The sequence below is a fragment of the Streptomyces californicus genome, from assembly GCF_000717645.1.
GTDB lineage: Bacteria > Actinomycetota > Actinomycetes > Streptomycetales > Streptomycetaceae > Streptomyces > Streptomyces californicus.
On record NZ_JNZZ01000023.1, the window covers coordinates 82,526 to 102,031 of the forward strand.

The 19,506-nt window shown below is 74.0% G+C and carries 18 protein-coding genes; 5 read left to right on the top strand and 13 right to left on the bottom strand.

Going from position 1 to position 19,506, the window contains the following annotated elements; genetic code table 11:
- Nucleotides 1-50: 50 nt before the first annotated feature.
- Both IF19_RS0127480 and IF19_RS0127485 read right to left on the bottom strand, forming a co-directional pair.
- On the bottom strand, nucleotides 51-1,604 hold the full coding sequence (locus IF19_RS0127480) for a metallophosphoesterase (RefSeq protein ID WP_050493758.1): 1,554 nt from the start codon (nucleotides 1,602-1,604) through the stop codon (nucleotides 51-53).
- A gap of 24 nt (nucleotides 1,605-1,628) precedes the next feature.
- On the bottom strand, nucleotides 1,629-1,874 hold the full coding sequence (locus IF19_RS0127485; RefSeq protein WP_030112679.1) for an SCO4848 family membrane protein: 246 nt from the start codon (nucleotides 1,872-1,874) through the stop codon (nucleotides 1,629-1,631).
- A gap of 133 nt (nucleotides 1,875-2,007) precedes the next feature.
- Here IF19_RS0127485 and IF19_RS0127490 point away from each other — a divergent pair, with 133 nt between their 5' ends.
- A complete protein-coding gene (locus IF19_RS0127490; RefSeq protein WP_234310317.1) occupies nucleotides 2,008-3,465 on the top strand; it encodes a D-alanyl-D-alanine carboxypeptidase family protein in 1,458 nt (485 codons plus the stop codon).
- Between the two features lie 112 nt (nucleotides 3,466-3,577).
- Here IF19_RS0127490 and IF19_RS0127495 read toward each other — a convergent pair whose 3' ends face one another.
- Nucleotides 3,578-4,531, bottom strand: coding sequence for a YihY/virulence factor BrkB family protein (locus tag IF19_RS0127495; protein ID WP_030112681.1), 954 nt, complete (start codon nucleotides 4,529-4,531; stop codon nucleotides 3,578-3,580).
- A gap of 172 nt (nucleotides 4,532-4,703) precedes the next feature.
- On the opposite strand from IF19_RS0127495, the gene IF19_RS0127500 reads away from it, so the two are divergent.
- A complete protein-coding gene (locus IF19_RS0127500) occupies nucleotides 4,704-6,092 on the top strand; it encodes an FAD-binding oxidoreductase (protein WP_030277359.1) in 1,389 nt (462 codons plus the stop codon).
- Between the two features lie 41 nt (nucleotides 6,093-6,133).
- Nucleotides 6,134-6,889 (top strand): decaprenylphospho-beta-D-erythro-pentofuranosid-2-ulose 2-reductase, encoded by a 756-nt coding sequence (dprE2, locus tag IF19_RS0127505; protein ID WP_030112684.1) that lies wholly within the window; start codon nucleotides 6,134-6,136, stop codon nucleotides 6,887-6,889.
- A 58-nt stretch (nucleotides 6,890-6,947) separates the two neighbouring features.
- Here dprE2 and IF19_RS0127510 read toward each other — a convergent pair whose 3' ends face one another.
- Complete coding sequence (locus tag IF19_RS0127510; protein ID WP_030112685.1) at nucleotides 6,948-7,550, bottom strand: 2'-5' RNA ligase family protein; 603 nt, start codon at nucleotides 7,548-7,550, stop codon at nucleotides 6,948-6,950.
- A gap of 121 nt (nucleotides 7,551-7,671) precedes the next feature.
- Nucleotides 7,672-8,664 carry a tryptophan--tRNA ligase gene (trpS, locus tag IF19_RS0127515; protein ID WP_030112686.1) on the bottom strand — a complete coding sequence of 331 codons (993 nt, stop codon included), beginning with the start codon at nucleotides 8,662-8,664 and terminating at the stop codon, nucleotides 7,672-7,674.
- 301 nt (nucleotides 8,665-8,965) lie between these two features.
- On the opposite strand from trpS, the gene rocD reads away from it, so the two are divergent.
- The gene (rocD, locus tag IF19_RS0127520; protein ID WP_030112687.1) at nucleotides 8,966-10,171 is read left to right on the top strand and encodes an ornithine--oxo-acid transaminase; all 1,206 of its coding nucleotides are present in this window, start codon (nucleotides 8,966-8,968) and stop codon (nucleotides 10,169-10,171) included.
- A 198-nt stretch (nucleotides 10,172-10,369) separates the two neighbouring features.
- Here the strand turns inward: rocD and IF19_RS0127525 are convergent, their stop codons facing one another.
- From IF19_RS0127525 to pdxR, 3 genes are all read right to left on the bottom strand, one after another.
- The gene (locus tag IF19_RS0127525; protein ID WP_030112688.1) at nucleotides 10,370-11,557 is read right to left on the bottom strand and encodes a glutathionylspermidine synthase family protein; all 1,188 of its coding nucleotides are present in this window, start codon (nucleotides 11,555-11,557) and stop codon (nucleotides 10,370-10,372) included.
- A 5-nt stretch (nucleotides 11,558-11,562) separates the two neighbouring features.
- Nucleotides 11,563-11,838, bottom strand: a complete 276-nt coding sequence (locus IF19_RS0127530) for a hypothetical protein (protein ID WP_030112689.1) — start codon at nucleotides 11,836-11,838, stop codon at nucleotides 11,563-11,565.
- Between the two features lie 138 nt (nucleotides 11,839-11,976).
- Nucleotides 11,977-13,377 carry a MocR-like pyridoxine biosynthesis transcription factor PdxR gene (gene pdxR, locus IF19_RS0127535; RefSeq protein ID WP_030277362.1) on the bottom strand — a complete coding sequence of 467 codons (1,401 nt, stop codon included), beginning with the start codon at nucleotides 13,375-13,377 and terminating at the stop codon, nucleotides 11,977-11,979.
- A gap of 47 nt (nucleotides 13,378-13,424) precedes the next feature.
- Between pdxR and IF19_RS0127540 the strand changes: the two genes are divergently transcribed.
- A complete protein-coding gene (locus tag IF19_RS0127540; protein ID WP_030112692.1) occupies nucleotides 13,425-13,940 on the top strand; it encodes a carboxymuconolactone decarboxylase family protein in 516 nt (171 codons plus the stop codon).
- A gap of 202 nt (nucleotides 13,941-14,142) precedes the next feature.
- Here the strand turns inward: IF19_RS0127540 and IF19_RS0127545 are convergent, their stop codons facing one another.
- The 5 genes from IF19_RS0127545 to IF19_RS0127565 form a co-directional block, all read right to left on the bottom strand.
- Nucleotides 14,143-15,132 (bottom strand): PsbP-related protein, encoded by a 990-nt coding sequence (locus IF19_RS0127545; protein WP_030112693.1) that lies wholly within the window; start codon nucleotides 15,130-15,132, stop codon nucleotides 14,143-14,145.
- A 3-nt stretch (nucleotides 15,133-15,135) separates the two neighbouring features.
- Complete coding sequence (locus IF19_RS0127550; RefSeq protein ID WP_030112694.1) at nucleotides 15,136-15,516, bottom strand: hypothetical protein; 381 nt, start codon at nucleotides 15,514-15,516, stop codon at nucleotides 15,136-15,138.
- Nucleotides 15,513-17,432, bottom strand: a complete 1,920-nt coding sequence (locus IF19_RS1000000137470) for a hypothetical protein (RefSeq protein WP_030112695.1) — start codon at nucleotides 17,430-17,432, stop codon at nucleotides 15,513-15,515. The genes IF19_RS0127550 and IF19_RS1000000137470 overlap by 4 nt, the downstream gene beginning before the upstream one ends.
- A 267-nt stretch (nucleotides 17,433-17,699) precedes the next feature.
- A complete protein-coding gene (locus tag IF19_RS0127560) occupies nucleotides 17,700-18,689 on the bottom strand; it encodes a malate dehydrogenase (protein ID WP_030112696.1) in 990 nt (329 codons plus the stop codon).
- A gap of 230 nt (nucleotides 18,690-18,919) precedes the next feature.
- The coding region (locus tag IF19_RS0127565; RefSeq protein ID WP_032788623.1) for a DUF2690 domain-containing protein at nucleotides 18,920-19,506 on the bottom strand (587 nt) is incomplete at its 5' end.

The following is a 19,506-nucleotide window of genomic DNA, read 5'->3' on the forward strand; positions in this document are numbered from 1 at the left end:
GGTCCCGGTCACGGTCCGCCGGACCTTCCCCACAGTCCGCCGGACCCCCCCTACGCCTGACGGGACGCCAGCTCCACGACGGTGATGTCGGACGGGGCCCCCACCCGGACCGGCGGCCCCCAGGCGCCCGCGCCGCGCGAGACGAACAGCTGGGTGTCGCCGTAGCGTTCGAGTCCGGCGACGGTGGGATTGGCCAGCTCGGCGAGCATGTTGCCCGGCCAGAGCTGCCCGCCGTGGGTGTGGCCGGAGAGCTGGAGGTCGACGCCGTGCTCGACGGCGTCGTGGATGACGACGGGCTGGTGCGCCATGAGGACGGCGGCCCGCCCCCGGTCCCGGTCGCCCAGCGCGCGGACGAAGTCCGGCCCCTGCCCCTCGGTCTCGCCCGCGATGTCGTTGACCCCGGCGAGGTCGAAGCCCTCGATCTCGACCCGGGCGTTCTCCAGCGGGACGAGGCCCAGTTCGCGGACGTGATCGACCCACTGCTCGGCGCCGGAGAAGTACTCGTGGTTGCCGGTGACGAAGTAGCTGCCGTGCCGGGCCCGCAGGGCGGCCAGCGGTTCGGCGGCCGAGCCGAGGTCCGCGACGGAGCCGTCCACGAGGTCGCCGACGACGGCGACGAGGTCGGGCGAGGTCGCGTTGATCGTGTCGACGATCCGGCGGGTGTGGGCACGGCCGAGGATCGGGCCGATGTGGATGTCGCTGACCACGGCGATGCGGAAGCCGTGGGCCGCGCGAGGCAGCTTGGCCAGCGGGACGGTGATCCGCTGGACGCTCGGGCCGCGCAGGACGCCGTACGTGCCGTACCCGACGGTGGCGAGCCCGGCGGCGGCGGCCGCACCGCCGACGACCCGGGAGACGAAGAGGCGGCGGGAGGGGCCGAGAGCGAGAGCGGGCGCGGGGGCGGCCGGGGCTTCGGCGGACGGGCTCTCCGCCGGTTCCGTACCGGCCTTCGCCGCAGGTTCCGTATCGTCCTTCGCCATGGATTCCGGATCGGTCTCGGTCGCGGGTTCCGCATCGGCCTTCGCCGCGGGTTCCGCTGCCGCCGCGGCGGCCGGGTCCGGCGCCGTCCTTACCGCCGGGTCCGACGGGGAGGGGGCGGCAGCCGTACGGGACGCGACCAGTTCACCGGTACGGGTGCGGGGCTCCCCCGCGGTCCCGGCGAGCGCTCCGGAGGCCGGGGCCGCAGGCGTTCCGGACGTGGTTCCGGATGGTGCTCCGGAAGCGGTTCCGGAAGCCGCTCCTTCCGCCGTTCCGTTCTCCGCCGTTTCCGTCCGCGCGTCGCGGCGGGCGAGGAAGCGCAGGAGGAGCGGCCGGACGACCTCGCCCACGAGCAGCGCCAGCGTCAGGTACAGCAGGCAGGCCAGCCACAGGAAGCCCGGCCACGCCAGCACCTGCTGGAGCCAGAAGGGGGCGCCCACCCGCCCCGACGTCATCGCGCCGAGGCTCAGCAGCGGGAGCACGAACGCCGCGACGGTCCCCACCCGCCGCAGCGTGCTGCCCGGGGCGGTGGTGTCACCGACGAAGCGCCGCCACACGTACCGGTGCACGGCGCCGAGCAGCGCCAGCACCACGAGCGCCACCAGGGCGAAGACCACAGCTGCCATCCGAGCTTCCCCACGTTCCCGTCGTCATGCGCTCTTGTCGCGTGAAGCCCGGACTCCGCGCAACCCGATCACGCCCACCGCCGTCCCCAGAAGAAAGGACGTGATGGCGAGCAGCAGGTGCACCCAGAAGTAGCCGGTCGGATCACCCGCGTCGTCGAAGGCGAGGCCACTGCCGTCCTGCCACAGATTTTTGACGAAAGTGATCCAGATGAACCAGCTCCACACCCCGAACGCGAGCAGGAACCAGGACACGCGGCGGCTGAGCTTCATGGGTCCAGTATCGCCGCCGCCCGTCGGCCTTCTGCTCCGGGGTGGCGTCCGCACAGGGCCGTCCCGGCGTTCCCTGCGGCGGGTCAGGCGGTCCGGGTCCGCAACCACGGTTTCGCCCTGTACGTTTCCGACCGTGCCCGCTCTGAAAAAGATCGCCCTCACGATCACCTCCGCCGCTTTGTTGTCCGGTTTCGTCCTCAGTCCTGCTGCGGCAGCCGACAAGGACACGAGCGACGACAAGCAGCCCAAGCCGCCGAGCACGATGTCGAGCCTCGGCGGCGAGCAGCTCGGCAAGGCCGGCACCCAGGTCAACCTGGGCCCCGGAGCGCCGGTGCTGCCCAAGAAGCTGAGCGGCCGGTCCTGGATCGTCGCGGACGCGGAGAGCGGGGACGTCCTCGCCGCGCACAACTCCCACTGGCGGCTGCCGCCCGCCTCCACGCTGAAGATGCTCTTCGCGGACACCGTCCTGCCGGCGCTCCAGCCGACCACCCTGGCCCACAAGGTGACGGAGAACGAGCTGTCCGGGGTCGGGGAGGGCAGCAGCCTCGTCGGGATCAAGGAGGACCACACCTACACGGTCCACGATCTGTGGCTGGGTGTGTTCCTGCGGTCGGGCAACGACGCGGTGCACGTCCTGTCGGAGATGTACGGCGGCGTCCAGAAGACGGTGGACGCGATGCAGGCGCACGCCGAGGAGCTGCAGGCCCTGGACACGGTGGTGGTCTCGCCGGACGGCTACGACGCGCCGCGCCAGGTCTCCAGCGCGTACGACCTGACCCTCATCGCCCGCAGCGGTCTCCAGAAGAAGGACTTCCGCGAGTACGCGGCGACCGCGTCGGCCGACTTCCCGGGCGAGAAGAAGAAGGGCAAGAAGCGCGAGTCCTTCGAGATCTCGAACACCAACCGGCTGATCACCGGGGACATCGGCGTGGACCCGTACCAGGGGATCGCGGGCGTCAAGAACGGCTACACCACCCACGCGGGCAACACCTTCACCGGCGTCGCCGAGCGCAACGGCAAGGTCCTGCTGGTCACGGTCATGAACCCGTCGGCCGAGGAGAGCCACGCCGTCTACAAGGAGGCCGCGCACCTGCTGGACTGGGGCTTCGCCGCGAGCGGCAAGGTGACCCCGGTCGGCCAGCTCGTGCCGCCGAGGTCCCTGGACACCGGCACCGGCATCGGCGGCAAGGGCGCGACCCCCGCGGCCGGCACCGTCCAGGGCCCCGGCGGACAGGCGGAGGCCACCCACGCGTCGGCGTCGAACGGTTCCAGCGGAGTGGGCACCGCCCTGGCGATCATCGGCGGTCTGCTCGTGGTCCTGGCCGCCGCGGTGTTCCTGGTGAACCGCCGCTGGCCGATGGCCGGACGGACCCGCGGGACGGAGACGGACGCGACGGAGACGGACGCGACGGCGGCGGGGACGAAGGACGCCGAGGACACCGGGACCGCCCAGCACACCGGCAAGGCCGGGGAGAGCGCCGAGGACACCGGCGAGGCCGGCAAGGACGTCGAGGACACCGGCAAGCACGTCGAGGGCGATCCCGAGGGCGCCGGGGCGACCGCGTCGGCCGCCCCGACCGACAAGCCCTGAGGCGATGTCCGGCGGGTCGGGCCCCGATCCGCCGGACACCCCGCACGCGGCCCCGCTTCCGGCGCCCCCGGACGCGGGGCCGCGCCGCTCAGACGCAAGGGGGAACCGCCGCTCAGACGCGGGTGGAGCCGCCTCCGGAGGTCTCGGCGGCGGCAGGCTCCGCGCCCGGCGCACCGGAGTCCCCGGGCTCCTCCTCCCGCCGCACGCCTTCCTCCTCCTTGCTGCCGGTCGCCGTCCAGGCGGCGCAGAACAGCAGCAGCTTGGCCGTGAAGTTGATCCACAGGAGCAGGGCGATCGGCACACCGAACGCCCCGTACATGCTCTTGCCCGCGACGCCCTTCATGTAGCTGCCGAGCAGCAGCTTGAGCAGTTCGAAGCCGACCGCCCCGAGCAGGGCCGCGACCATCAGCCGCCGCCTCGGCGGTTCCACTCCGGGCAGCAGCGACAGCAGGTAGAGCAGCAGCAGGAAGTCGGCGGCGACCGCGACCACCAGCGCGGCCACCCGCAGCAGCACGCCGCCGGCCCCGCTCTCGGGGATGCCGATGAGGTCGGCGGTCCAACCGACCGCCGTCGACCCGACGGTGGAGACCGCGAGGGTGGCCAGCGCCGCGCCGCCGAGGCCGACGAGCAGCACGGCGTCCTTCACCTTGGCGACGACGGGGTTGGCCTCCTGGACGTCGTCCAGCTCCCAGACCGCGCGCAGGCACTCCCGCATCGAACCGACCCAGCCGACCCCGGTGAACAGCAGCAGGGCGCCCGCGACCAGACCGATCGTGCCCGCGTTGGCGATCAGCCCGTCGATGCCCAACTGGTCGGAGATGCCCGGCACCTGGTCGGCCAGCTCGTCCTTGATCGTGTCGATCTGCTTGTCGCTCAGCAGGGCGGCGGCGATCGCCGCGCCGACCGCGATGAGCGGGAAGAGCGCCAGGAAGCTGATGAAGGTGATCGCCGCCGCCAGCCGGGTCCAGTGGACCCGGTCGAGCCGCTCGTAGGAACGCCACGCGTGCGTCTCCATGAGCCGGGTGACCAGGGGGCCGATCACCGGGAGTTTCTTGAGCCAGTCCATGACCTCACGCATACCCTCCTGGGCCCGGAACACCAGCGGCCCGCCCCGGACTCTCCCCGACCCGTACGGCGGATGTCCGCCACGCTCCGCTGACACACCCTCCGTCACCCGTTCCGGTGAGCGAATTCACCAATGCCGCGAAGGGGATTTCCCGGACGATACGGTCACCCCCATGTCCGTCGACACGGTGTCCTTGACCGGCTGGGGCCGTACCTCCCCGACGACCGCCGTACGGTTTCGCCCCCGCACGTACGAGGAGGCCGCCGCCGTCGTCCGCGGCCGCGGGCCGCGGGGCGTCGTCGCGCGCGGGCTGGGGCGGTCGCCCGGGGACGCGGCGCAGAACGCGGGCGGCTCGGTGCTCGACCTGACCGGCCTGGCCCGGATCGGGGCCGTCGACCCGGCCGCCGGGGTGGTGCGCTGCGACGCGGGGGTGAGTCTGGAGCGGCTGCTGCGGGTGCTGCTGCCGCAGGGCCTGCTCCCGCCGGTCGTCCCCGGGACCGGCCGGCTGACGGTCGGCGGCGCGATCGCCTCCGATCTGCCCGGACCGGACCACCGGCGGTCCGGTTCGTTCGCCCGGCACGTGAGTGCCCTGGAGCTGCTCACCGCCGACGGCGAGGTGCGGACGGTGCTGCCGGGCACCGCCCTCTTCGACGCGACCGCCGGGGGGCTCGGGCTGACCGGGGTGATCCTGGGCGCCACGCTCCGGCTGCGCCGCGTCGGCTCGGCGCTGATGTCGGTCTCCACCGAGCGCGCCGGGGACCTGGACGAGCTGCTGGCCCGCTTCACGGCGGGCGGCGACCGGATGCCGTACGCCTCCGCGTGGATCGACCTGATGGCCCGGGGCCGGTCCACCGGGCGCGGAATCCTCACCCGGGGAGAGCACGCGCCACCGCCGGTGCGCCCGGCGCACGCGGGGCGCACACGGCTTCTGCCACGCGCCGGAGCGGGCCGGGGGCGGTCCTCCGCCCCCGGCCCGCTCTCCGGCCTGTTCGGGGCGCTGCCCCCGCTGCCGGGCGCGCTGCTCGGGCCGGGCCCGGCCGCCCTGTACAACGCGGCCCGCTACCGGGGCGCACCCCGCGCGCGAGCTGGTGAGCCGCGCCCGTTGTCCGCGTTCTTCCACGGCCCGGACGCCTTCCCGGAGCCGCACGCGCTGTACGGCCGGGGCGGGCTGGTGCGGTACCGGTTCACCGTCGGGTACGGCCAGGAGGAGACCCTGCACCGGGTGGTGCGCCGGATCGCGGCGCGTCGCAGCCCCGCCGTACGGGCCGTGCTGCACCGGTTCGGGACGGCGGACCCCGGTCTGCTGTCGTTCGCCGCGCCCGGCTGGTCCCTGGCCCTGGATCTGCCCGCCGCCCTGCCGGGCCTGGGCCGCTTCCTGGACGGCGTGGACGAGGAGGTCGCCGCCGCCGGGGGCCGGGTCTGCCTGGCGGCGGACTCCCGCATGCGGCCGGAGACGGCGGCCGCGATGTACCCGGGGCTCGCGGAGTTCCGGGAGCTGCGGGCGCGGCTGGACCCGGCGGGGGCGTTCCGCTCCGACCTGTCGCGCCGCCTCGGACTGTGACAGGACCCATGAAGCCCACCCCATCTGACCAGGAGTTCTCCGTGAAGGATGCCTTCGGCGCCCCGCAGTCCCTGCTCGTCCTCGGCGGCACCTCCGAGATCGCCCTGGCCACCGCGCGCCGGCTGATCGCCCTGCGCACCCGGCGGGTCTGGCTGGCCGGGCGCCCCTCCCCCGCCCTGGAGTCGGCCGCCGCGGAGCTGCGCGGCCGGGGGGCTGACGTGCGGACCGTCGACTTCGACGCGCTGGACTCCGCCTCCCACGAGGTGGTCCTCGGCAAGGTCTTCGCGGAGGGCGACGTCGACGTGGTGCTGATGGCGTTCGGGGTCCCCGGCGACCAGGCGCGGGACGAGGAGGAGCCGATGGCCGCGGTCCGGGTCGCCCAGACCAACTACACGGGGGCGGTCTCCGCCGGGCTGGTGTGCGCCGGCGCACTCCAGGCGCAGGGGCACGGTTCGCTGGTGGTGCTGTCCTCGGTGGCCGGCGAGCGGGCCCGGCGCGCGGACTTCATCTACGGCTCCAGCAAGGCGGGGCTCGACGCGTTCGCACAGGGGCTCGGGGACGCGCTCCAGGGGACCGGGGTGCAGGTGCTGATCGTCCGGCCAAGCTTCGTCCGGACCCGGCACACGGCGGGGCTGCCCGAGCAGCCGTTCGCGACGGGGCCGGAGGAGGTGGCGACGGCGATCGTCACGGGGCTGCGGCGGCGCTCGGAGACGGTGTGGGTGCCCGGTGCGCTGCGGGTGGTGATGGCGGCGCTGCGGCACGTGCCGCGTCCGCTGTTCCGCCGTCTGCCGGTCTGAGCGGCCGGGCCGGGGGCTCCAGGAAGGCCGGGGGCCAGGTAAGGGGTGTGTCCGGTGCTCAGGGCCGCAGCGACGGGGCCGAGGTCGACGCCTCGATCGTGCAGCCGCCCTGGGCGGGGACGGCGGGCGCCCCGCCGCCTCCGCCGAACGGGAAGTCGCGGAGCTTGCGCCATACGGCGTCCGGCCCCTGTTCGTACAGCGAGAAGGAGCCGCAGGTCCAGGCGGCCTCGTAGTCGGCCAGCTCCTCGTAGGCCCGGTCCATGGCCTCCTCGGAGATGCCGTGGGCCACGGTGACGTGCGGGTGGTACGGGAACTGGAGCTCGCGCACCAGCGGGCCCGAGGCGTCCCGGACGCGCTTCTGGAGCCAGGAGCAGGCCGAGGCGCCCGCGACGACCTGGACGAAGACGACCGGGGAGAGCGGCCGGAAGGTGCCGGTGCCGGAGAGCCGCATCGGGAACGGGCGGCCGGCCGTGGCGATCGTTTCGAGGTGCGCCTCGATCGCCGGCAGGTCCGCCCGGTCCGCCTCCGTCGGCGGGAGCAGGGTGACGTGGGTGGGAATGCCGTAGGCGGCAGGGTCCCCGAAGCTCGCGCGGCGTTCCTGGAGCAGGCTGCCGTAGGGCTCCGGGACCGCGATCGAAACGCCGAGCGTTACGGTCCCCACGTCGTTCTCCTCCACCGTCGATGGTCGCTTTTCGGTCATGCCGTGCGGGCCGGGCGCCCGGCCCGCACGTTCCGCCGCAAGTGTGGCCCCTGGGGACGGGATCTCGCCAGGGTCCTTGGACTCAGTGCTTGGCGGGCAGGAAGCCCATCCGGTCGTACGTCTGCGCCAGCGTCTCGGCGGCGACGGCGCGGGCCTTCTCCGCTCCCTTGGCCAGGATCGAGTCCAGCGTCTCCGGGTCGTCCAGATATTCCTGGGTGCGGGTCCGGAACGGGGTGACGAATTCCACCATGGCCTCGGCCACGTCGGTCTTCAGCGCGCCGTAGCCCTTGCCCTCGTACCTGCGTTCCAGGTCCTCGACGGGGCTGCCGGAGAGGGTGGAGAGGATCGTGAGCAGGTTGGAGACGCCGGGCTTCTTCTCGGCGTCGAACCGGATCACCGTGTCGGTGTCGGTGACCGCGCTCTTCACCTTCTTCGCGGTGATCTTCGGGTCGTCCAGCAGGTTGATGAGGCCCTTCGGCGTGGAGGCCGACTTGCTCATCTTCACCGCCGGGTCCTGGAGGTCGAAGATCTTCGCCGTCTCCTTCAGGATGTACGGCGCGGGAACGGTGAACGTCTGTCCGTACCGGCCGTTGAACCGCTCGGCGAGGTCGCGGGTCAGCTCGATGTGCTGGCGCTGGTCCTCGCCCACCGGGACCTGGTTCGCCTGGTAGAGCAGGATGTCCGCGACCTGGAGCACCGGGTAGGTGAAGAGGCCGACGGTGGCGCGGTCGGCGCCCTGCTTGGCGGACTTGTCCTTGAACTGCGTCATCCGGGACGCCTCGCCGAAGCCGGTCAGGCAGTTCATCACCCAGCCGAGCTGGGCGTGCTCGGGCACATGGCTCTGGACGAAGAGCGTGCAGCGCTCCGGGTCCAGGCCGGCCGCCAGCAGCTGCGCGACCGCGAGCCGGGTGTTGGCCCGCAGCTCGGCGGGGTCCTGCGGGACCGTGATGGCGTGCAGGTCCACGACCATGTAGAAGGCGTCGTGGCTCTCCTGCAGCGCCACCCACTGGCGCACCGCGCCCAGGTAGTTGCCGAGGTGGAACGAGCCCGCGGTGGGCTGGATGCCGGAGAGCACGCGCGGACGGGCGGCCGCACCGGTGCGGCCCGTCTGCGGCTGGTCGGTGGGGAGGTCGGAGGCCATGGCCCCATTGTCTCAGGTGCGGGGGCGTTCTCCGGCAGCCGGTGCGGGCGGAGTGGGCGCGCGGTCGCGGGATCCGGGAGCACGGGAGCGCACGCCTGAGACGAACGGCACATTCCGTCCGCCCGCGTACGACGGCGGGCGCGCCGCGCGACGGAGGTTTCCCGGTGCGCGATCCGACCGACGATACAAAGTGGGCACCACCCCGGCCCCCCGCCGCACGACGAACGGAGACCCCGTGTCGACCACGGAAACCGCCATCGCGTCCGCCGAGGCGCACAGCGCGCACAACTACCACCCGTTGCCGGTCGTCGTGGCCTCCGCCGAGGGCGCCTGGATGACCGATGTCGAGGGCCGCCGCTATCTCGATCTGCTGGCCGGCTACTCGGCGCTCAATTTCGGCCATGGCAACCGCCGGCTCATCGACGCGGCCAAGGCCCAGCTCGACCGGGTCACGCTGACGTCCCGCGCCTTCTTCCACGACCGGTTCGCCGACTTCTGCACGGAGCTGGCGGCGCTGTGCGGCATGGAGACGGTGCTGCCGATGAACACCGGGGCGGAGGCCGTGGAGACCGCGGTGAAGACCGCCCGCAAGTGGGGCTACCGGGTCAAGGGCGTGCCGGACGGCATGGCCAAGATCATCGTGGCCTCGGACAACTTCCACGGCCGGACGACGACGATCGTCAGCTTCTCCACCGACCCGGAGGCGCGGGCCGACTTCGGCCCGTACACCCCGGGCTTCGAGATCGTGCCGTACGGGGACCTCACCGCGCTGCGGGAGGCGATGACCGAGAACACGGTGGCGGTGCTGATCGAGCCGATCCAGGGCGAGGCGGGGGTGCTGGTGCCGCCGGCCGGCTATCTGCCCGGGGTGCGGGAGCTGACCCGTGAGCGGAACGTGCTGTTCATCGCGGACGAGATCCAGTCGGGGCTCGGCCGGACCGGGAAGACGTTCGCGCTCGACCACGAGGGCGTGGTCCCGGACATGTACGTGCTGGGCAAGGCGCTCGGCGGCGGGGTGGTGCCCGTCTCCGCGGTGGTCTCGTCGGCGGACGTCCTCGGCGTGTTCCGGCCGGGCGAGCACGGTTCGACGTTCGGCGGGAACCCGCTGGCCTGCGCGGTGGCGCTGGAGGTGATCGCGATGCTGCGGACCGGTGAGTACCAGGCGCGCGCGGCCGAGCTGGGCGACCATCTGCACCGGGAACTGGGCCTGTTGACGGGCGGCGGCGCGGTGGAGGCGGTGCGCGGCCGGGGGCTGTGGGCCGGGGTGGACATCGCCCCGGCGCTGGGCACCGGGCGGGAGATCTCGGAGCGGCTGATGGAGCAGGGGGTGCTGGTGAAGGACACCCACGGCTCGACGATCCGGATCGCGCCGCCGCTGGTGATCTCCAAGGAGGACCTGGACTGGGGGCTGGACCGGCTCCGGGCGGTGCTGAAGGGCTGAGCCGCCGGGGCCGCCGGGCGGCCCGGGCGCGGGGCGGCCTGAGCCCGTCGCGCGCACGGGAGCGGGTGCGCGTACGGGGCGACCTGGGCCCGTCGCGCGTACGGGCGCGGGGCGGCCTGAGCCCCGCACGGCCACGGGTACGGGGCGGCCTGAGCCGTACCCGTACCCGTACCCGCGTCCCGCGAGAACCCCGGCGGGTCAGAGGATGACGTGCGGCAGGAAGCGGGCGTACTCGTCCGTGACCGGGCCCGCCGACTCCCGGATGCCGAGGCCCGCCGCCTCGTTGTCGACGACCCACGCGCCGAGCACCACCCGGTTGCCGTCCACGTCCGGCAGCGGGGCCAGCTCCTGGTAGCAGCACGGCTCGTCGCGCAGGACGGACGGCGAGCCGGGCCCGTGCAGGTCGACCCCGGCGCCCTCCCGGCCGAGCAGCGGCTTGGAGACGTACCCCGCCCCGCCGGGCCCGGCCAGCTCGCGCGGGCCGTCCAGGTAGGCGGGCAGCAGGTTCGGGTGGCCGGGGTACAGCTCCCAGAGGATCGCCAGCAGCGCCTTGTTGGAGAGCAGCATCTTCCAGGCGGGCTCGATCCAGCAGGTGGTGCCGGAGCCGCCGCCGTTGTCGAGGGTGTCCAGCACCTGCGGGCCGAACCGGTCCGTGGCCAGCCACTCCCACGGGTAGAGCTTGAAGCAGCTGCGGATGAAGCGCAGCCGGTCGTCGACGAACCGGCCCGACAGCCGGTCCCAGCCGATCTCCTCGACGGAGAGCGCGAGCGTCTCCAGGCCGGCCTGTTCGGCGGTCTCGCGCAGGTACGCGACCGTCATCAGGTCCTCGCCGATCTCGTCGCCGTCGGAGTGGACGAAGTGCAGCGGGCCGGGCGGCAGCAGCGGCGCCTGCCGCTTCCAGGCGTTGACCAGCCGCTCGTGCAGCGAGTTCCACTGGTCGGCCCCGGGGAACCGCTCCTCCATCCAGAACCACTGCGCGCTCGCCGCCTCCACCAGCGAGGTCGGGGTGTCGGCGTTGTACTCCAGCATCTTCGCCGGGCCGCTCCCGTCGTACCGCAGGTCGAACCGCCCGTACACGGACGGCAGTTCGGTGCGGCGGCGCCAGGACTCGGCGATCAGCCCGGACAGTCGCGGATCGGTGATGCCGAGGTCGGCGAACCGCTCCTCCTCCACGATGTGCTCGGCGGCGGCCAGGCACAGGACGTGCAGATCCTCGACGACCTCCTCCAGCGCCTCGACCTCGGGCAGCGAGAAGACGTAGTAGGCGCTCTCGTCCCAGTACGGGCGCAGCGAGTCGTCCGGGTAGCGGGTGAGCGGGTAGACGACGCCCTGCGACTCGACGGTCTCCTGCCAGCCGGGGCGCGGCTCGATCGTGCGGCGCTCCATCCCGCTCAGCCCCCGCCGGACTTGGAGCAGCCGAAGCCGCCGCGGTCCACCGCGGACTTGTCGAAGCTGCCGCCCTGCACCTTGCCGTCGCTGCCCTTGCCGCCGCCGTAGTAGTACGAACCGCTGCCGCCGCCGCGGCACTCGGAGCTGGGCAGGGTCTTCTGGGTGGTGCGGTCGGCGCAGCGCTTGTCCGGCTCCGAGCCGCAGGACGTGATCGTCAGGGCGAGCAGCCCCATGCCGCCGAGCACGACCGTGCTCGACCTCAGCCTTCGTCCGGCCATGTTCCGGTTCTCCCCCGTGGTACGTCTGTCGGTTCCGGTTTCCCTGTGCGCAACCGGGCCGCTTGTCAGACTAGTTCGACGTACAGCCGGTTTGAAACCTGCGTTACGGCAGCGGTCGCGGGGAGCCCCCGACGCGTCCTACGGCAGCACCCGGCACAGGGCGTCCAGGGCGCCCGCCCAGGCGCTCTCGGAGGGTGATCCGTAGCCGATCACCAGGGCGTCGCGGCCCGCCGGGGCGTCGGGGTGGCGGTAGCGGCCGAGCCCCTCCAGCGCCAGCCCCTGGAAGGCCGCCGCCTGGACCACCGACCGCTCGGCGCCCGCCGGGAGTTCGAGGACCGCGTGCAGACCGGCCGCGATGCCGCTGACCCGGACGTCCGGCGCCCGCTCGGCGAGCGCCGCGACGAGCTGGTCGCGGCGGCGGCGGTAGCGCAGCCGCATGGACCGCACATGGCGGTCGTACGCGCCCGAGGCGATGAACTCCGCGAGGGTGAGCTGGTCGGGCGTGCCGGCCGTCCGGTCGCCGACGCCCTTGGCGGCCACCACCTCGCCGACCAGGCTCCGGGGCAGCACCATCCAGCCCAGCCGCAGCCCCGGGGCGAGCGACTTGCTGGCGGTGCCGAGGTGGACGACGCGCTCCGGGTCGAGGCCCTGGAGCGCCCCCACCGGCTGCCGGTCGTAACGGAACTCGCCGTCGTAGTCGTCCTCCAGGATCAGCCCGCCGGTGGACCGGGCCCAGTCGACGGCGGCGGCCCGCCGGTCCGGGTGCAGCGGTACGCCGGTGGGGAACTGGTGCGCCGGGGTGAGCAGGACCGCCCCCGCGCCGCGCAGCGCGGACAGCTCGCCGGTCCGGGTGCCGTGCTCGTCCAGCGGCAGGCACGGGATGCGCAGCCCGGCGTCGGTGAGCAGCTTCGTGTGGAGGTCGAGGCCGTACGACTCGACGGCGACCTCCCGGACCCGGCGGGCGCGCAGGACCCGGCCCAGCAGCGCCAGGCCGTGGGCGAAGCCGGAGCAGACCACGATGCGCTCCGGGTCGGCGTACACCCCGCGCGCCCGCGCCAGGTACTCGGCCAGCACGGTGCGCAGTTCGACGCGGCCGAGCGGGTCGCCGTAACCGAAGGCGTCGTCGGGGGCGGCGGTGAGCGCCTTGCGGGCGGCCCTGAGCCAGGCGGCTCGCGGGAAGCCGGACAGGTCGGGGGTGCCGGGCTTCAGGTCGTGCCCGGCACCGGACCGGGCCGGGCGGGCGGGGGCCGCCGGCGGGCCGGTGCGGCGCGGCGCGGACCGCCGGGCGACCCGGGTCCCCGAGCCCTGGCGGGCGGTGAGCCAGCCCTCGGCCACCAGTTCGGCGTAGGCGTCGGCGACCGTGTTGCGGGCGACGCCCAGGTCGGCGGCGAGCGCCCGGGAGGACGGCAGCCGGGTGCCGGGCGCCAGGCGGCCGGTGCGCACGGCCTCCCGCAGCGCCTCCATCAGCCCGCTGCGCAGCCCCCGGCCGACCGGCTCCAGATGCAGGTCCGCACCGAAAGTGGCCCAGGAATCCGTCATGCCAATGGACCATACCGGCGGGCCATCGGGGCCGTAACGTCGTCCTCATGACCACAGCGCACACCCATCACCACGCCCCGGCCGACCTCGCCCCCGAGGAGCCGCAGCGCATCTCCGTCTCCCAGCTCCTCCCCGACGTCTACAAGGCGATGGTCCGCCTCGACATCGCCGCCCGCCAGGGGCTCGACCCCGTCCTGGTGGAGCTGGTGAAGATCCGGGCCTCGCAGCTCAACCAGTGCGCGTTCTGCCTGGACATGCACAGCAAGGACGCGCTCGCGGCGGGCGAGTCCGCCGAGCGGATCGTCCAGCTCAGCGCCTGGCGGGAGTCGCGGCACTTCTACACGGAGAAGGAGCTGGCGGCGCTCGCGCTGACCGAGGCGGTCACCGTGCTCACCGACGGCTTCGTCCCGGACAAGGTGTACGCAGAGGCCGCCGGGCACTTCGAGGAGAAGGAGCTGGCCCAGCTGATCGCGGCGATCACCGTGATCAACGCCTGGAACCGCTTCGGCGTCACCGGCCGGCTGACCCCGGGCCACTACACCCCGGGCGACTTCGCGAGCTGATCCCGTCCCCGGGCCAGGCGGAAAGCCGGGCCCGGGGGTCGATGCGGGCCCGGATGCCGAGGCCGGGTGCCGGACGCCGAGGCCCGGGTGCCGGACGCCGAGGCCCGGGTGCCGGACGCCGAGGCCCGGTGCCGGACGCCGAGGCCCGGGTGCCGGACGCCGGCGGCCGGCGGCCGGCGGCCGGGGAGAACGGGCAGAGCCGTCAGAACGGGCTGTCGTACGGGTCGAAGTCCGTCACCGCGCGTTCGAGGATCTCCTCGTGCCGTGGCCACTGGCTGTCGGGAGCGCCCACCAGGACCGCGTAGAGCCGCCCGTCCGAGGCGGTGAAGACCCGCTCCACGACCTGCCGGCGGCCGCCGGACTCGTCGCTGTCGTACGCGTACACCAGCTCGGCGGCCTCGCCCCCGGACGGGCTGTCGACGGCGCCGACGCGGACCTCCTCGAAACCCGGTCTGCCGCTCAGCTCCTCGGAGGCCGCGGTCACCGCCCCCAGGGCGGTCATGCCCGGTTCGGAGACCCGGAAGATCTGCATCAGCTCGGCGCCGCCGAACGGCTTGTAGAACACCGCGCCGCCCTCCTCCGAGCGCTCGCCCCACTCCTCGGGCACCGTGATCCGGAACCCCTCCGCGTCGTCCTGGGTGACGTATCCGGGCGGCGGGGCGTCCGAGGATGCGGTCTCCGATGCGTCGGACGGGATCTCCGCCGGGTCGCCGCCGTCCCCGGACTCCGGGTCGGCCGGACCCCCGTGCTCCTCGGCCGGGGCGCTTGCCGTCCGCCCCCGGGCGTCGTCCCGGCCGCCCTCGTCCGCGCCCCCGAGCGTGAACCAGAGCCCCGCCGCCCCGGCGGCGAGCACCGCCACGGCGAGCCCCGCGGCCGCCGGGGTGATCCGGTCGCGCACGGACCGGGAGGCGGGCTTCGGATACGTCCCGGTGAGGTTGTTGTACGAGCCGGTGGGGACGTGCGCGACGCCGGGCCCGGTCTCCGCGTACTCCGCGTGCTCCGCGTGCTCCGCGTACGGATCGGAGGCCGCCGGCGCCCCGGGGTACTCCGGCGGCACGGCGGGCGCGGCCGGCACCACCGGAGCGGTGGCGGGCGGCTCAAGCGGCACGGACGGCGGTCTGCGGGCGTCCGCCGCCCCGGACTCCCAGCGCTGTTCCTCGTCGTTCCAGCGCGCCCCGTCGCCCCCGGTCATCGCTCAGCCTCCCAGCAGCGCGGCCAGCGCCTCGGCCACCGCGACGCCGGAGGCCAGCGACCCGGCGAGGGCCCCGGCAGCGTCCAGGGCGCGCTGGAGACGGGCCAGGCGACCGGGCTCCGCGGCCCCCGCCGTCTCGATCTCGTCCGACACGGAGACCAGCTCCGCGTCGAGGACCTCCGTGGTGTCGGAGGGGGTGAACCGGGCGAGGTCGGCGCGCAGCTCCCGTACGGCGCGCAGCAGTTCGGCCTGGGTCTCGTCGGCCGGTCCCGCGTACTGGTGCTGGGTGACGGTGTTGTGGTCGCCGACGGCGAAGGCGCTGCCGGTCACCGAGCCGATGTGCACGGTGCGCGGCGGCTGTCCGTCGGGGTTCTGGCCGGTCATTTCTCTCCTGTCTTCGGCTGTCGGTCGGAGGGGCCGGCGGGGCCCTTCGCCGCGCCGGAACCGGAGCCGGGGCCGGAACCGGAGCCACGCCCGGGGCCGGAACCCGAGCCGCGGCCGGAACCCGAGCCGGGGCCGGAGGGCGCCGAGGGGCCGGAGCGCCGGATGTCGTTGTGGTCGCCGATGCCGATCGCGCTGTCCTTCGCGGAGCCGATGAACACGCCGCCCGCACCGATGTTGACGATCTTCTGCTCGAACTCGTCGGTCTCGTAGCCGGTTTCGCGGAGGGCCAGCCGGACACCGCCGTTCACCCGGTCCTCGATGCTCTTGAGATACCGGTCGACGTCCATGTCCTGGAAGAGCGACGCCTCGTCGTCGGCGCCCAGCTCCCGGACGGAGAACGCGGGCCCCTCGGCCAGCGCACCGGCGTTCCCGGCCGTGAGCAGCTTCCAGCCGCTCGCCGCGCCCCGGCCGAGCACGACGAGCGCGTGCACCGCCGAGGAGGGGGTGCGGGTCAGCGCCCAGACCGCCTTGCCGAACCAGTTGTTGTTGCGGTGCCGGTGGGCGGCCCGGTCGGCGTCACGGAAGAGCGGGTGCACCGGCTTCAGGACGTGCGGGGCGACCTCCAGCATGAGCATCCCGCCCTGGGTGTGCACCCGGACGAAGACGGTGACGACGACCTGCTCGCTCCAGCCGCCGACCCGGATGCGCAGGAAGTGCCGCCGGCCCTCGCCGCCCTCCTCGACGGCACGGCCGCGGTGCTGCTCGAACGCCTCGGGACCGTAGGGGGCGTCCACCCGGCGGGGCAGGCCCGCCGCCGGCAGGAAGACGCACTCGTCGATCACCAGCTCGCGCAGCCGGTCCCGGACGGCGGCGGCGCCTTCGGGGGAGCCGTGCGGGGAGGGCACCCGCAGCGCTTCCAGCAACGGCACGATCCGGCGCAGGATCAGGGCGTTGTCGAGCGGCTCGACGGGGGCGTCCTCGCGGGGCCGGAGCTCCACGGCGAGGTTCCAGGGGCGGTAGGGCGTCCCCGCGCCGCAGAACGGGTTCTCCTCCGCGTACATGATGAGCGGGGCGTGCTGTTCCAGCCGGATACGCCCCTGGAGCCGCCGGAAGCGCTCGCCCTGACCGAGTTCCGCCGGGTCGGCCGCGAGGTCGCGGAAACTCTTCCGGGACAGCTCCTGGGCCATCAGCCGGGCGAACTGCCCCCGCTGGAGGCCGACCAGGGCCGCGATGACGGCGAGGAAGAACAGCGCCACCCAGGCGGGTCCGGCGCCGGACCCGTCCGAGACGCCGCCCGTGAGCAGCGAGGCGGCCACGTCGGAGACGTCCGACCGGCTGTCGGCGAAGCCGTCCGGACCGCCGAAGGACCCGGATCCGTAGGGGTCGTACGAGGAGGAGGGGTCGAAGTCGCCGTCCGGTTCGGAGTCGTCCCCGAACAGGCCGAACACCGCGCTGCCGAGCACCAGGAACCCGATGAAGACCAGCGAGAGCCGCCCGTACCAGCGCATCAGGAAGGCGAGCACCCGCCGGTACACCGGGGAGTCGCCCGCCGGGCCCCGGACCCAGGGCGCGAGGGCCAGCAGCAGGCCGGGGAAGAACAGGGCCCCGACGAGCCCCCGGGAGAGGACGGTGCCGAGCAGCCAGGCCGCCAGGATGCCCGCCGCCCATGCCAGCTGGGCGCGGCGGGCGCGCAGGGCGTGGGCGAGCACCCGGGCGGCGTCGAAGCCCGCGGACGGGGCGGCGACGCGCTGCTCCTGCACGTACAGCTGCTCGATCACCGCGTCCCGGTAGCCGTCGTGCAGATGGACGCCGGCGCACAGCAGACGGCTCGCCTCGCTCGCGGCGGGGTGCACGGGCGGCTTCCCGAGCAGATCGTCCTGGCCCTGCGACGGCCTCGGCACGGAGCTGTCGGTCACCGTCCCTCATCCCCCTGTACTCGGCTGCGCGGCGCTGATCGCGGCTGCCCGGCCGGACGGGAAGGGCGGGCCGCCGCTCGAAAGAGGCCAATGTACGTGAGGCGGAAGCCCCTCGGCGAGGCGTTTGCCCGACCGATCCCCGCCCGGCGCGAAGGCCGGCCGATCCCTGCCCGGCGCGAAGGCCGGCCGGAGACGGACGAGCGCCCCCGGCGGCAGGTGTCGGCTGCTGCCGGGGGCGCTCGTGCGTACCGCGGGTGCGGTGGTCGGTCAGATCAGGCCGAGCTCGCGGACCGCGTCGCGCTCCTCGGTGAGCTCCTTGACCGACGCGTCGATGCGCGCGCGGGAGAACTCGTTGATGTCCAGGCCCTGGACGATCTCGTACTTCCCGTCCTTCGTGGTGACCGGGAAGGAGGAGATGATGCCCTCGGGGACGCCGTAGGAGCCGTCCGACGGGATGCCCATCGAGGTCCAGTCGCCGTCGGCGGTGCCGTTGACCCAGGTGTGGACGTGGTCGATGGCGGCGTTGGCGGCCGAGGCGGCGGAGGACGCGCCACGGGCCTCGATGATCGCGGCGCCGCGCTTGGCGACGGTCGGGATGAAGGTGTCGGCCAGCCACACCTCGTCGTCGACGACCTCGGCCGCGTTCTTGCCGGCGATCTCCGCGTGGAAGATGTCCGGGTACTGGGTGGCCGAGTGGTTGCCCCAGATCGTCAGCTTCTTGATGTCGGAGACGGCGGCGCCGGTCTTGGCGGCGAGCTGCGAGATCGCGCGGTTGTGGTCCAGGCGGGTCATCGCGGTGAAGCGCTCGGCCGGTACGTCCGGGGCAGCGGCCTGCGCGATGAGCGCGTTGGTGTTGGCCGGGTTGCCGACGACGAGGACCTTGATGTCGTCCGCGGCGTGGTCGTTGATGGCCTTGCCCTGCGGCTTGAAGATGCCGCCGTTGGCGGCGAGCAGGTCGCCGCGCTCCATGCCCTTGGTGCGCGGGCGGGCGCCGACGAGGAGGGCGACGTTCGCGCCGGCGAAGCCGACGTTCGGGTCGTCGGTGATCTCGATGCCGCGCAGCAGCGGGAAGGCGCAGTCGTCGAGCTCCATCGCGGTGCCCTCGGCGGCCTTGAGGCCCTGCGGGATCTCCAGGAGGCGCAGGTTGACCGGCACGTCCGGGCCGAGCAGGTGGCCGGAGGCGATGCGGAAGAGCAGCGCGTAGCCGATCTGGCCGGCTGCGCCGGTCACGGTGACATTCACGGGAGTGCGGGTCATGGCGGTCTCCGTTTAGACAGCTGGCGGTGGGGGTCCCGGCCACCCGGGCCCTGGTGCTGGATCCCCCTCCGCGCCCCGACGAATCTTGACGTGAAGAGATATCCGTCGGCCAGGCTATCGGACCGGGCCGGGCCGGGCCGCCCGCCCCCCTGTGGCACCGCGCACAACCGGTCACGCACCGCACGCGTCGCGGGGGCCGGCCGCGCCGCGTCCGGCACGGCTCCGCCACGTCACCCGGCCGGTTCGGCGCAGCCCTTCGTGCCGGAGGTGAGCGTCGCGCAGCCCTCCGCGTCGGACGGCTTGCTCACCGCGACCATCGGCGTGTACGCCTCCGTGGCGCCCATGACCTCGCCGTCCTGCGCGCCCTCGCCCGCGGTGATCCGCACGGTGTCGCCGACCGCCGCGCCGGTGAGCCGGGCCCAGGCGGCGGAGCACACCTTGCTGTAGCGGACCTCGATCCTGCCGCCGCCGACCGTGCCGGTGGCGACCGTACGGGCGAACTCGCCGCCGCAGCCCATCGCTTCGGGGTCCTGCCCGGCGCAGTCGGCGCCGCTGCACTCGACGCCCACGGGCAGCTCGGGAGCGGCCGTGGTGGGGGCCGCCGTGGGGGGCGGGGCTGCCGTGGCCGCGTCGTCGCCGCCCGGTGCGAGCAGCACCGCGCCGACCAGGACGATCAGGGCGCCGACCGCTCCGACGGCGAGCATGGGGCCGCGGCGGCGGACGCCGGGGTGGGCGCCGCCCGTGGCCTGGCGGGCGGGGCGGGGGGCGTCCGGCTGCGGTGAGGGGGAGGCGCCGGGGGCGTGGGGCTGCGGCGAGT

Coding starts and splice junctions, on each gene's coding strand:
- IF19_RS0127480 (WP_050493758.1), bottom strand. CDS start 1,604: ATGGCAGCTGTGGTCTTCGCCCTGGTGGCGCTCGTGGTGCTGGCGCTG.
- IF19_RS0127485 (WP_030112679.1), bottom strand. CDS start 1,874: ATGAAGCTCAGCCGCCGCGTGTCCTGGTTCCTGCTCGCGTTCGGGGTG.
- IF19_RS0127495 (WP_030112681.1), bottom strand. CDS start 4,531: ATGGACTGGCTCAAGAAACTCCCGGTGATCGGCCCCCTGGTCACCCGG.
- IF19_RS0127500 (WP_030277359.1), top strand. CDS start 4,704: ATGTCCGTCGACACGGTGTCCTTGACCGGCTGGGGCCGTACCTCCCCG.
- IF19_RS0127525 (WP_030112688.1), bottom strand. CDS start 11,557: ATGGAGCGCCGCACGATCGAGCCGCGCCCCGGCTGGCAGGAGACCGTC.
- IF19_RS0127530 (WP_030112689.1), bottom strand. CDS start 11,838: ATGGCCGGACGAAGGCTGAGGTCGAGCACGGTCGTGCTCGGCGGCATG.
- pdxR (WP_030277362.1), bottom strand. CDS start 13,377: ATGACGGATTCCTGGGCCACTTTCGGTGCGGACCTGCATCTGGAGCCG.
- IF19_RS0127540 (WP_030112692.1), top strand. CDS start 13,425: ATGACCACAGCGCACACCCATCACCACGCCCCGGCCGACCTCGCCCCC.
- IF19_RS0127545 (WP_030112693.1), bottom strand. CDS start 15,132: ATGACCGGGGGCGACGGGGCGCGCTGGAACGACGAGGAACAGCGCTGG.
- IF19_RS0127550 (WP_030112694.1), bottom strand. CDS start 15,516: ATGACCGGCCAGAACCCCGACGGACAGCCGCCGCGCACCGTGCACATC.
- IF19_RS0127560 (WP_030112696.1), bottom strand. CDS start 18,689: ATGACCCGCACTCCCGTGAATGTCACCGTGACCGGCGCAGCCGGCCAG.